General features: G+C 56.8%; 11 protein-coding genes and 1 pseudogene. All 12 read left to right on the forward strand.

Annotation, left to right across the window (positions count from 1 at the left end; genetic code table 11):
- Nucleotides 1-19 precede the first annotated feature (19 nt).
- Nucleotides 20-1,084: a type IV secretion system protein gene (locus DW850_RS06565; RefSeq protein WP_158565239.1), complete on the forward strand. Its 1,065-nt coding sequence runs from the start codon at nt 20-22 to the stop codon at nt 1,082-1,084.
- Nucleotides 1,085-1,369: 285 nt separating this feature from the next.
- Nucleotides 1,370-1,609 carry a hypothetical protein gene (locus DW850_RS06575; RefSeq protein ID WP_117527892.1) on the forward strand — a complete coding sequence of 80 codons (240 nt, stop codon included), beginning with the start codon at nt 1,370-1,372 and terminating at the stop codon, nt 1,607-1,609.
- Nucleotides 1,610-1,667: 58 nt separating this feature from the next.
- Nucleotides 1,668-2,630 carry a hypothetical protein gene (locus DW850_RS06580; RefSeq protein WP_117786603.1) on the forward strand — a complete coding sequence of 321 codons (963 nt, stop codon included), beginning with the start codon at nt 1,668-1,670 and terminating at the stop codon, nt 2,628-2,630.
- A gap of 32 nt (nt 2,631-2,662) precedes the next feature.
- Nucleotides 2,663-3,769: a hypothetical protein gene (locus DW850_RS06585; RefSeq protein WP_117786604.1), complete on the forward strand. Its 1,107-nt coding sequence runs from the start codon at nt 2,663-2,665 to the stop codon at nt 3,767-3,769.
- Between the two features lie 209 nt (nt 3,770-3,978).
- Nucleotides 3,979-4,383 (forward strand): hypothetical protein, encoded by a 405-nt coding sequence (locus tag DW850_RS06590; protein WP_117786605.1) that lies wholly within the window; start codon nt 3,979-3,981, stop codon nt 4,381-4,383.
- A 199-nt stretch (nt 4,384-4,582) separates the two neighbouring features.
- A complete protein-coding gene (locus tag DW850_RS06595) occupies nt 4,583-5,332 on the forward strand; it encodes a hypothetical protein (protein ID WP_117786606.1) in 750 nt (249 codons plus the stop codon).
- A gap of 82 nt (nt 5,333-5,414) precedes the next feature.
- Nucleotides 5,415-7,601: a type IA DNA topoisomerase gene (locus DW850_RS06600; protein ID WP_158565240.1), complete on the forward strand. Its 2,187-nt coding sequence runs from the start codon at nt 5,415-5,417 to the stop codon at nt 7,599-7,601.
- A 21-nt stretch (nt 7,602-7,622) separates the two neighbouring features.
- Nucleotides 7,623-7,859 (forward strand): hypothetical protein, encoded by a 237-nt coding sequence (locus DW850_RS06605; RefSeq protein WP_117786608.1) that lies wholly within the window; start codon nt 7,623-7,625, stop codon nt 7,857-7,859.
- 39 nt (nt 7,860-7,898) lie between these two features.
- Nucleotides 7,899-8,381, forward strand: a pseudogene (locus DW850_RS06610) (DUF4313 domain-containing protein); the annotation flags it as partial.
- Between the two features lie 149 nt (nt 8,382-8,530).
- Nucleotides 8,531-9,061, forward strand: a complete 531-nt coding sequence (locus DW850_RS06615; RefSeq protein ID WP_117786610.1) for a hypothetical protein — start codon at nt 8,531-8,533, stop codon at nt 9,059-9,061.
- A gap of 24 nt (nt 9,062-9,085) precedes the next feature.
- The gene (locus DW850_RS06620; RefSeq protein ID WP_117786611.1) at nt 9,086-9,709 is read left to right on the forward strand and encodes a hypothetical protein; all 624 of its coding nucleotides are present in this window, start codon (nt 9,086-9,088) and stop codon (nt 9,707-9,709) included.
- Nucleotides 9,710-9,796: 87 nt separating this feature from the next.
- Nucleotides 9,797-13,285 (forward strand): VaFE repeat-containing surface-anchored protein (locus DW850_RS06625; RefSeq protein ID WP_158565241.1); only part of this gene is annotated, 3,489 nt, incomplete at its 3' end.

The following is a 13,285-nucleotide window of genomic DNA, read 5'->3' on the forward strand; positions in this document are numbered from 1 at the left end:
CAGGCAGAAAGGAATCTCTATGAATGAACAACTGACTTTACAAGCCACACAGCGGGAGGAGACGATGACGGTTCCCCTGCGCAGGAGAAAGGTTTGTCTTATGGGCACGTTCGCGCTCTTCGCCGCCTGCGCACTCGTGCTCCTCATTCCCCATCCGGCCTACGCGGGTGTCATCGGGGACTTCCTTGATATCCCCAACATGATTAAAACGTGGCTTCTCCAAATCGCTGCCACGCTCTTCAACACCTATTTCGGTGTCATCAACCAGACGCTTGATGCGAGGTTCATTTCCGGGCCGTTCAACGAGCTTTTCGGAACAACCGAGCCGTATGGCGTGATAAAGGACTTTTATCAGGCCGGGGTCATCCCCGTTGCCCATGCCATCCTGGGTCTCTTCATGCTGATGCAGCTCATCAAGATTAGCCAGCGCATCGACGCGACGAGCACCCTTCCTGCCGTGAAGGATATCGTGTTCCTCGTGGTGACCTACTGCATCCTCAGCTACTTCATCGACAACGCCCTCGACCTTGTTTCTGCCATCTACGGCATCTTCAACGACCTCGTTGGTAACGTGTCGGACAAGCTGCAATCGAAAAACTGGTATGAACCCGGAATCGAGATGACCAAGGATGATGCAGCCGACGCTACGTTCGGCGGATGCTTCCTCCTTTTGATTTTCGGACTCATTTCATGGGTGGTCGGACTCGTTTTCTATGCGGTCTCGATGGTCGTTGCCCTCGGGCGTTCCGTTCAGCTCTATGTCTATGCCGCCTTCTCTCCGATTCCCATTTCCCTTCTCGGCTTCGAGGAGACGAAGCAAATCGGAATCGGTTACCTCAAGAACTTTGCGGCAGCAGCCCTCGCTGGCGTGGTCATGGTTCTCATCCTCTACCTCTACCCGCATCTTGTGACCGCCCTCGCGGTTTCCGGCGGACTTGGAAAGGCTGAGATGCTTGGTCTCGCACAGGGCGTAGAAACATTCGACTCGTTCGGTGTCATCATCAAGACTATCGCCGTTCTCATCACGACCATGATGGGGCTTGTAAAGTCCGGCTCTTGGGCAAAGGAAATCCTCGGCGCATAGACGCTTACCGAAAACCCGCTACCGCTCACCGAAGGGGCGTGCCGAAACCGGTGCGCCCCTTCCCCTTAATAAATTATTATTGGGAGCCAAGCATCGGCATCCTGCCCGGTGCGGACGATGGCGGCTATTCCCTTTCGGGGGAAGCGAAAGAAGCCGCCCTCTCGCGCTTCGCTCTCCCGGAGAACAGGAAAGCCGCCCTCGATATGATTCGGAAACTGAATGAGTCGAGAGACAGCAACGAAAACGACCTTTTTTAGGCGTTTTGGCAAGAAAGGAGAAATGAACATGGCAGAAGATTTCGGTGACAGCACGGGAAGCGGCCTTGTGAATACCGCCAAGCAGGCCGCAAAAGAGGTCGTTCAGGCCGTCGTGACAAAGGGTGCGGGCATCGGAGGAAAGGGCGGTGGCGGTATCTCCCTCTCCGGGGAAGCCAAGGACATGATGGCCGCTTCCAAACAGCTTGCAGGCGCATCTGCCGCACCTTCCCGCGAGCATCTGGTCGCAAAGCCCGACCTCTCCCGTTAGATAGAACCACAGAAAACCAGTAAACCGCACAACTAGAAACACAGAAAGGATGATTGCCATGCCAGATAACGACTTCTGGATTGGGCGAGAGCAGATTCCCGTTGACCTCTCCCTCCTGCTCACCTACTCCAACGATGAGGACTACTGGTACGCTCCGGGGGAGTATGCACTCAGGGTCTATACCGTCGATACCCTGAACACCAACTTCGCCCGTCCCTGCTTCGCGTTCGGTGAGCGCACGTCCGACCCGGAGATGGAGGATGTGTCCGGTGCTATCGAGAACACCCTTCACGAACTTCTCGATTCCGGTGCGACCCCCGAGGACGTGTACCGCATCATGGGACTCGTTAAGGAGAGCGAGCTTTCCCCAGAGACCAAGGAAGCTGACAGCTATCTTTCCATCGACCTCGGCTATTGCATCGACGGAAATATCGTCTCCTATGAAGCGGTGCCGGAGGGCGTTGCGACGGTGCCTGAAAACGTAGACTACCCCCGTTACGCGGAAGCGATGGAGAGCCATGTGCCGCTTCCCATCGCTACGCAGATTGCTAAACATGATTTCTCTCACAGGCAGGCGGATATCCTCATGGAAGCCGCCCGTAACCCGCACGTCTCGTCAGAGACGCTTGAGACGATAGCCGACAAGACTCTTTCGTCCGGTAAGATGCGCGGTCTTCTGGATATCGCTTCTGTCGGCAAGAACCCCCTCGATTTTCGCAATATGGACGAGCAGACACTTAAGGCGGCTGTTTCCGTGCTGTTCCACGGCGGCAAAGACCTCCCCGTGACGGAGCTTGACCTTGCGCAGCTGCGTTCGGTAGACCTCGCGCTGATGGATGGCGCTTCCCCTGCCGAAGCCATGCGTGCAGCCGAGAAGCCTGTATCTGCCGAGCAGGAAGAACCTGACGCATCTCTCGCATCCGAAGCCCACGATGCGAAGGCCGCATCCACCGCGCTCGATGACCAATCGGGGACGAAGGATGCCCCGACGCGCTCGGAACAGGCGGATACGTCCCTGTAGCGGAACTGCTTCCTGAGAAAGGAGGAATGCCTATGGCACCGGTTGGAAAAACATTCGACCCGGAAGCCGTTACCGACAAGCAGCTCGTTCAGTACGAACAGGCCATCGACCGTGGCTTAACCGAAGCCGATGCGATGCGCCTGACCGAGCACGAATATAATGGCTTTCAGGCCAATGCCATCATCGCCGCCGCGCTGAACCCGGCGGTGGGAGAAGACGTGCTGGATGCACTCGCGACCCCCAAGTACACCGCAGCCCAGATGACGGCCATCGCGAAAATCGCCATCAGGGGCGGAGACTTCACACGCTTCCTAGACCCGCAGATGGACGCACGGCGCATGGAAGCCGCCTATCTGGTCGTGGCACACGGCGGGAGCGACTTGCCTGTGGAATGTCTCTCCCGCTCCCAGTTGCTTACCATCAACAACATCCTTCTGCAAGGCCATATCCCCTATGAGACCGTCCGCGCCATCGCGAAGCCCGCGTTTACCCCTGAGAGCATGGAGGTCATCGCCGCCGCCATGGAAAACGCATGTTATGACCCCTATACCGGTGAGCAATCGCTGACCGAAGCGCAGGTGGCGCGTATCATGAACCCGGACTACAGACCGGAGCAGCAAATCGCGCTTCTTGCCGCCATGCGCGGGCAGACCCCGGTTGCAGACCTGAGCGATGCGGACTTTGCAGGGCTGTTCCCGGCTTCCCTCTCCGTAGAGCAGATGAGCGCCTGTGCCTATGCCGTGAACCGGTGCGGATATAACGCGCCGCTTCTCATGATGACCATGCAGGCGTGCGCAGGGATGAACGCGCAACAGCTCATGGCCGTCTTCGATGCAACGGCGGCAGAGTTTTCCGATGCCACTATGGCAAAGGTCTCCACAATCCTTATGCACACCCCAGCCCTTACCTCCCAGCAGATGCGCTATCTGCTCGCGGAAGCTAAGGACGGCACCCCGTTTCCGGCTCTGGAATCCATGAAGGAGCATCTGCTGGCACATGCAGAACCCGAGAAGACACAAGTTACCGAAACCGGTGTCAAGTCCGAATCCCGTGACATGGCATCCGGCAAGGAAGCGCTTGCGGAGCGGGCGGGACTTGATGGCACCCCGAAAATCAATCAGAACAAGGAGATGGAATAGATGTTTAACAACATATCGAATCCCAAATGGTTCGGCGATTGGAGCCGTTTGGAAGATGAATATCTCGACAACAACTTTACGGAGATTCAAGACAACTTCGCTTTCTCAAAGAGGAAAAAACCAACGGACTTTTTGGTGCCATCGTCAGTCTGGCTACCGCATTTCCAGTCCGCGACCCGGAGACCGGACATGCCACCGGCGCTTGGAAGGTGGCCTGCGAGTCCATCGACCTTGACGAGGTGCCGCTTTCCGATATCGCGGACATGATTTCCTGCTTTGGCAGCAAGACCATAACCGATTTCCGGCTGTACAACAGGGGAGTCGATATCACCCCATGGCAGCAAGCCCTCGGCGAGCTTTTACTGCGCGGGCGCGTACAGAAGGACGATTACCCATGGATACAGTGCCCCAACTCCGACTCCGCCTTGAACATGATGAACATGGTCATGGGTGCGAACTTGCCAAAGGACTTCTTCGATGATTGCACCCTTGGCGATGAGGAATATGGATGCGGCGAGGAAGCACATGAAATGGCTTCTGCACGGAAGGAAATCGACACCCAGACGGAGACCAAGGATGAACCGGAAGTTGACCCGGACAAGGAGGTGAAATAGATGACTGATAATTTCAAGGAGATAGGTTCCCTGTTCGGCAGGAACGCGCTCGCGGCGGATGCGCCTGCAAGGGATGCGCCCGGAAAGGATAACCAGAACATCGGATAGAACACGAAGTGACAAAAAACAGAAAGACATGATGCCGCATCCCGTATGGGAGCGGCATCTCCATAAACGCGAGAAAGAACGGGAGGTGCGAATGACGAAAGGAGAAAAAGACTTCGAGATTATCGCTACCATCTGCGAATATGAGAACTCCGTGGCAATGCCAGATGATGAACGCCTGACTTATCTTGACACGTGCGGCATCGCCCGCCTTAAGGATGGGAACGGAAGCGCAAGCGCACAAGAAGCCCATGCGAATAGATGCAGCGAGTACCTGCGGTTCGGGCACGAAGTTGACCTTGCCGCCTGCGGCGCATACAACCCCTACGATGCCCTGAAAGTCTGCGACACGCCGGAGATATTCTTGAAGACCGGGTTCGAGCAACGCCCCATGCTCTACACGCAGAAGCATCTCTTTCAGGCTCTCACGCCGAAATCCGATTACAACCCCCACCGGCACGGCTTCTCCATCGCACAGGTAAAGCGCTTTCCCGAGCTTCTTGCTTCCCCGGTGGTTCTCGCCAACAGCCCGAACAGGGACGATGTTTTGCTTGCCATTCTTCTCGCGACCGATGCCTACGACACTCCACTCATCGCGGGCATCAAGCCGGACGGCACGGGAAACTACGGAGGGCGCGAAGTGGAGACGAATATGGTCTTAAGCGTCTACAGCAGGCAAAACTTCATCCGTTACTTCGCCCTGTTACGGGATATGGATGCCTTCGTGTTCGTAAGCGGAAAGAAAATCGAAGCGCTCGAAGACCTATCCGGTCTTCCGCTTGCGGGAAACTGCTCCGGTCTCGATATTGACAGGATTCTGCAACGCCCGAAGTGCCTTGGATAGATACGCAGGCCGTTAACGATTACCGGCTGGATAGGGAATATTAACCTTCGCCCCTTGAATGAAGCAGAAAGGAGAAAGCCATATGAGCAAATTAGTCATCGCGGAGAAGCCGATGCTCGCCCGCGATATCGCCCGCGCCATCACGGGAAAAGAGGTGTCCGAAAGTGCCCGCCTTCCCATCTCGGGAAACGGCTACACGGTCTGTGCCTGCGCCGGGCACCTTTTGGAACTGGTGGAACCGGATACCATCGACCCAAAATGGGGAATGCCTTGGAGCCTTGATGTACTTCCTATCGAGGTTCACGACTGGCCGAAGGAACCGGCGGTCGATAAGAAGACCGGAGAGAGCAAGAAGCCCCTCATAGACCAGATTGCGGGACTCCTCGAAACTTGCGATTCCGTCATCGCCGCCGGTGACCCGGACGATGAGGGGCAGCTTATCGTGGACGAGCTTTTGGATTACCTCGGCTATACCGGTAAGGTCGAGCGCGTCTACGTGAACGACAACATCGAGAAGAACATCGTGAAGGCATTCGACAAGCTCGTGCCCAACGATTCCTGCCGGGGTGCCGGGAACGCCGCCTATGCCCGACAGATGGCGGATATGTGCTTCGGCGTGAACGAGACGAGACTCGCCACCAAGCGTCTCGACGGCCTGTTCACCGTCGGACGCGTGCAGACCCCGACGCTGGGGCTTGTGGTGAAACGCGACGAAGCCATCGCCCACCACGTCACCCGAAAGTTCTACGAGCTGTTTGCAAGCGGTGATTCGGATGCCGGTAAACTCACCTTCAAGTATCTGCCGGGAAAGGAGCTGCTTGCCGGTGAGAAGCATCTGTTCGAGCGGCATACGCTGGAAGCCCTTAAGGAAAAGCTCGACGGACGCGACCTGCACTTTGAAACGACCGTATCGAAAAAGCAGGAGAACCCGCCGCTTCCCTACAATTTGACCGTGCTGCTTTCCGACATGAGCGAGCGCTTCGGCTTCACTGCCGCCGAGACTCAGCAAATCACGCAGGATTTGCGTGATAAGTACAAAGCCATCACCTACAACCGCTCCGATTCCCAATACCTCAAGGAAGAGCACCGAGAGCAGGCACCGGCAGTCCTTGCGCAGGCGATGAAGAACCTCGGCGTGCGCTGGTCTTTGGATTACCGGCTCCACTCCAAGGCGTTCAACGATGGGAACGTGACCGCCCACCACGGCATCATCCCGCAGGAAGCGGATGCGCCCGTGTCCGCGATGGAACCGGACGAAGCCAAGGTCTACACCGCCATCTGTGAGCGCTATGCGGTGCAATTTCTTCCTCCCGCCGTGTACGACGTGAGCGAGAGCACGGTAAGCGTGGACGGCGGAACGCTTAAGCTCACAGCGAAGCGCCTTTCGGACGCGGGGTTCACGGCTGTCTTCCCGAACGTCTCGAACAGCCGTGTCAGAGAGGATTCCGATACGGGGAACCCATGGGTTCCCGCAGGAAGCCACACCCTTGCCGGTATCTCCTGCTCAATCACGGAAGGGGAGACCACCCCGCCCGCACCCTATACGGAGGGCACCCTCATCACAGACATGGCATCCATCGCGAAGTACGTCAAAGACCCGGAAATCCGGGAAATCCTTAAGCGTAAGGATGACGGCAAGAAGGGCGAACACGGCGGTATCGGAACGACGGCCACCCGCTCCTCCATCATCGAGGGTCTGAAAACCCGTGGCTACCTTGAGGAACGAAAGGGAAAGGTTCGAGCAACCGATAAGGCCAAGGCGTTCTACGCACTCCTCCCGCCGGAGATTCGCGGTGCAGACGTGACCGCAAGATGGTGGCTCATCCAACAGGATATCGCAGACGGTAAGGCGGACGTGAACGCCCTGCAAGATTCCGTCATCGAGGTCTTCAATCACCACCGCGAGACCGCCTACGTGGGCGCATCCATCGCAGGTGCCGGAAAGACCGTAGTGGGCAAGTGTCCGAGGTGCGGCAAGGACGTTGTAAAGACCGGCTCCATCTACGCCTGCTCCTCCATCAAGAACGAGAAGCAGGAGGACGGCACTTGGAAGGAGGTCGCGGGCTGCGGGTTCAAGCTGTTCGGCTTCTGCACCAAGAAGTTCACCGAGAAGCAGGCCGCATCCCTTCTTGACGGGAAGGCGGTCTCGCTAAGGGGCTGCAAGTCCAAGGCCGGGAAGACCTTTGACTGCAAAGTCGTTCTTCAAAAGGACGGGTCGGTAGAACCCATTTTCACACCGAGAAAACCCACGAAGAAAGGCCGCAGGTAGCGGCAGAAAGGAAGGAATGACATGGCAACACTCCTATCACCGGATATGCTTCCCGAGGATATTCGGAACATGGATTTCGGGCAGGCTTCCATGCCCCACGCGCCAGAAGCCCAGACCCCGGAAGCGCCCTACGATACGACCACATCCGCACCAGACCGCCCTGCCATACCGCTCTCCCCGGACATGCTTTCTGGGAACCTGCGAGGAAACGACAGTGAGAAATCGGGCATCGAGTTCTCCTTCGATGCTTTCGGATAAACCCAGCAGGTCGAGCTTGTACAGGAGTCCTATGCGGACGGAAACCTTGCAGTGACCGCCTATCTCTCCGACCCAACCGACGAATCGTTCGGACAGCCTTGGAGCAGCGTCACCGTGAACTTCGGTTCCCCGCTGCAACAGGACGCGACCGTTTTCCTCGACACCAATAACATGGGAGAAGCGATGCTCTCGAAAATCTCCCAGCTCGGAGCCTTCACCGGCCAGTTCATGCGTTCGGGATTCTGCTCCTACCCGGCCTTCACCTTCGATACCGAAGTCATGGGCAATATGCGTGACTTAAACGAGTTCGCATCGGCAGACCATATGAGCCTTGCCAAAATGCAGGATGCGTGCCACGCGGCACTCGAAAACGTATACGGTAGCGAGTTTACGGATGCCTTGGAAAGCGGTTACGACCTGAACGCCGAATCCCATGACTGCGCTTCCGGAAGCGCCGTGCTCGAAACCTGCGATACGACCCGCGCGGAACAACCCGCGAACCATGTGAAGGGGGTGCGATAGGCATGAGCCGCTTTCACTCGAACCGGACTTGCATCCGTTCGCCGACAGCTATCCCAAGCAGCCAAAACACACCATTGTGCTAAAATCGGGTACCGTATACACACCGCGCGGGACTACCAGTTCCGCACAGACAGAAAGGATGAAAAAACATGCCCAAGAAGACACCGGAGCCAGAGCAGGCTCCCAAGGCAGACAACTACGCCAAAATCAACATGCCCGCCGCCTTCCTCACGCCCCACGACATTCAGACAAGCGACGGGCGCACCTTCGAGAAGTGCTTCGTTTCCTTCCCCAAGGGGACGAAGGTGAACGGCATCGACGTGAGCGGCTTCTCAACCGATGTGTTCCTCTCCGACTACATGAAGAAGGACAGGCTTGAGAAGGGACGCGCCACGGTCTCGTTCAAGAAGGACGAGCCGGTGCCCATCTGGACGGGGAAGAAGGACGATGCCGAGCACCCGTATCAGCGCTACGAGGTGAAGGCCACCGACCTCACCCACGCACTCAAGGTGGCGCAGGATGCCTATAAGGCCGGAAAAGCCGCAGAGCGTGCCGCCGCCAAGGACGGCGTGAGCCTTGCGGGGGAAGCACGCGACATGGAGACCGGGAAGGACGCGCTCGCAGGCGATGACCCCGCCAAGTCCACCAAGTCGCGAACCGGGCAGGATATCGCCCAGTAGTACAGAGGAAAGAGGTGACAGTTCATGGTAATCGAGGTGCTCTACAAGTCCTTCCGCTACGAGAAGTTCGACTCATCCGCCCAGACGAACTCCGAGCCGTTCCGCGCGAAGGGAACGAACATCCTTACCGACTGGAACCTCTACCTCGGTGCCCTTGAGGAAAACGGCATCATCCTCGCAGAGCACTGGTATGACGGAAATCCGCAGCATGCAGGCGGACAGGTGACCCTTGAGGGCACCAAGGTTCCCGCCGCCACCCGTCAGGTCGGGAGCGCCATGCTCCTCGTCTCGCCAGATGAGCTGGACGATGTAGTCTGGCTCAAGAAGGACGGCGAAAAGCTCCTGTGGCGGGAGGGCGATGAGCTGATAAACGGTGAGCGGTTCTTCGCCATGGAGCAGCTGTGTTACTCCGATGCCACGGTGCAATCCATCAACCGTCGCGCCATCGCCGTGTTCGACTACTTGAAACACGCGCACCCGACGTGCTCGGATGATGAGATTGCCCGCATCATGGGCTACACCGAATCCGCCATCGAGCGCATCCGCGATGCAGAAATCTCTCAGGACGAGGGCTTCGCAGACGATGACGGGGAAGGGCAAAACGAGGAAAACAATACCGGGGCTATCGGCAGATATGACTTCGGTTAGAGATAGAACGCAACGAGAAACGCAGTTCAAACGAACCACCAACGAAGCTACAAAAAACCACGCAAACAAGGAAGGAGAAAAGAACACATGAAGATTCTCGGACGAATCAAGAAATCTAAGGTGCTCACTGCGGTCATGACCGCAGTGCTCATCTTCCAATCGGCCTGCCCCACCGGGCTTGCCTATGCCGCGCAGAAATCGGGTGTTAGCGCCTATTCTGCCGGTCAGACCATCGACCAAGCACTCGGTGCCACCAAGACGGTCGAGTCCGTGCTCTCCCAGCACGAGAACGACGAGTATTACCTCACCACGCCATACGGCAACAAAGGGCCTCATGGCGAGGGCGGCGCAATCGACACTTGGGACTGCTGGAAACCGAAGGGCGAGTACGGTAGCGGTGCCTATATGAACTGCGCCGGTTTTGTGGTTGCCGTCCTCCGTGCCTGTGGAGCGGATACATCCATCATCGGAAACTATACCGCCAAGGACGGCTACAACAGGGGTAACGAGACGAACGCATCTAAATGGGATGAGTATTGTCGCGACAACAATGCCGTCAGCTACACATTCAGCTCCAAAGAGCAGATGCTCGCGTCCGGTATCCTTGAGAAGGGCGATATCATCTACATGGAGCCGGCGGACTGGAATCATAGCAATTCAGACTGCCATATCGGCTTCTTCTGGGGCAGCAACAGCTCGGAAGACCTTTTCTGGCACTCTTCCAGCCACGCAGACGGAATTGTAAAGGGCTATTTCCCGAACTCCGCAGGCGGCAACGTGATTTCCAAAATCACGCCCAAGTATCCCGTTCGCTACTACCGTGTCATCAAGACGTTGCACAAGGGATATCTGACACTGCATAAGGACTCCTCAAATAAGACCCTTACCGATGCCAATGACTGCTATTCCCTCGCAGGTGCCGAATATGGGGTCTACACTGACTCCAACTGCTCGAACAAGGTAGCGACCCTTACGACGAACGCAAGCGGGAACGCGAACACCGTCTCGCTCAATCCCGGACGCTACTATGTGAAGGAAACCAAGGCTCCCAAGGGATATTTCACCGATTCGCAGGTTTACACCGCAGATGTTTCCGGAGCGAATCGGGAGTCTTCGCCTGTGAAGCTCTCGGTCAGCGACAATCCTGCAAATGACCCTATGGCTATGCTCCTTGGTAAATACGACGGCCAGAAGACCTATAACGGCGCGGGCAACCTCCCGCAGGGTTCCGCCACCCTTGCAGGTGCCGAGTTCACCGTCGATTACTATGCCACCCTTGACTACAAGAGCTACGATGACCTTAAGAACGCCGACGTGAAGCCGACGCGTTCTTGGACGTTCAAGACGAACGAAAACGGAATCGCCAACTTCAAGGCCGACGATTTTGTTTCCGGCGATACCTTCTACTACAACTCTAATAACGACCCGTGCATCCCGCGCGGCACTGTCGTCATTCGTGAGACCAAGGCACCCGCAGGCTATGTGAAGTCCGACGATGTGTCTTTCCAGAAGATTCAGGAGAATCCGACCACAGGTGCCGTTCGTACTTACAACGTCCCGAAGGTTGCCGAGCAGGTCTACCGCTCCGATATCGAGTTCACGAAAAAGGCCGATAACGGTTCCGCGCACCTCGCCGGTGTGCCCTTCAAGGTGACCTCCCTCACCACCGGTGAGTCCCATATCGCCGTGACCGACGAGAACGGCTATTTCAGCTCCGCGTCCTCTTGGAACGCGCATGACTCGAACACCAACGCAAACGATTGGGCGCTGACCGCAAGCGGCACCATCGACAGCACGAAGCTCGATGCTAACGCCGGTTTCTGGTTCGGCAACAACAGCGTACTCGATGGGAACGGCACTACTGCCACCTCCGATGCCGTCAAGGCGGACAACAAGCTCGGTGCCCTGCCCTTTGACACCTATTCCGTCGAAGAGCTTCGCTGCTCCGCTAATGAGGGCTATGCTCTCATCAACACGACTGTTACCGTGACCCGTGATGCCAAGACCATCGACCTCGGCACCTTCGATGACCCTGAGCCTGAAATCCATACCACTGCATACGACGCTTCTGATAGCGACCATTACGTCGGAGTCGGCACCGTCAAGATTTCCGACAAGGTGGAATACAGCCATCTCGTCGCGGGTAAGACCTACACCGTCATCGGTGAGCTGCATGATGCCGCTACCGGCGATGCCGTCACGGTAAACGGTCAGGCTATCACTGCCGAGAAGACCTTCACGGCTGAGGACTCCGCAGGTTCCGTCACCCTTGACTACACTTTCGATTCCTATGACCTCAAGGGGAAGACCCTCGTAGTCTATGAGACGCTTACCGATGCAAATGGTGCGAAGCTCGCCGAGCATAGGGACAAATCCGACGTTTCCCAGCAGGTGACCGTGCTTACGCCGAAGCTCTCGACAAGCGCTGTGGACGATGCGGACAATGACAAGTCCGTCACCGCTGAGGGCGATGTTACTGTTACCGATTATGTCCGTTACACCGGGCTTACCGCCGGGCAGACCTACACGCTCTCGGGAACCCTCATGGACAAATCCACCAAGAAGGCTTTCGTGGATGCCGACGGCAATCCCGTCACAGCGACTGCGGGATTCACGGCAGATGCCGAAAGCGGTATCGCGACTGCGACCTTCACCTTCGATGCCAGCGGCATCAAGACCGGAACCAAACTGGTCGCCTTCGAGACTATTTCCACGAACGGCATCGAGATTGCCGTCCACAAGGATATCAACGACATTGACCAGACCGTTACCGTAAAAGCTCCCGTTATCGGCACCACCGCCGTCGATGCTGCCGACGGTGACAAGACGGTCACGGGTGAGGAAAATGTCGCTGTCCGCGATACCGTCCATTACAACAACGTGACACCCGGCAAGACCTACAAGGTCATCGGTACTCTCTACGAGAAGGTTCTTGACAAGAACGGAAAGGTCACGAAGAAGGTATTCAAAGACAAGAACGGTACCCCCATCACTGCGGAAGCAAACTTTACCGCAGAGGACTCCTACGGAAACGTCGATGTGACCTTCTACTTCGATGGCAGTTCGCTCAAGGAAGGTACCTCTCTCGTTGCCTTCGAGTCCCTGTCCTACAACGACAAGGAGATTGTTTCCCATGCCGACGTGAATGATTCCGGCCAGACTGTTATCATCACGAAGCCCAAGCTCTCCACTACCGCAACGGATGCCCTTGATGGTGATAAGAACCTTATCGGCGAGGATAATGCCACCATCGCCGATACCGTCCATTACATGAACGTGACACCCGGCAAGACCTACAAGGTTTCCGGCACCCTCTACGAGAAGGGCACCGACAAGGACGGAAAGGTCGCGAAGAAGCAACTCCTCGATGCCGACGGCAACCCCGTCACCGCCGAGACCGAGTTCGTTCCCGAAACCTCTTTCGGTGATGTGGACGTTACCTTCACCTTCGATGCGTCCGACCTCAAGGCCAAGGACAAGGTGGTCGCTTTCGAGTCCCTGTCCCTGAACGGCAAGGAACTTGCGAGCCATGCCGATATCGAGGACAAGTCCCAGACCGTCACCATCACGAAGCCT

This window comes from Collinsella sp. AM36-4AA, from assembly GCF_003467795.1.
Classification (GTDB): domain Bacteria; phylum Actinomycetota; class Coriobacteriia; order Coriobacteriales; family Coriobacteriaceae; genus Collinsella.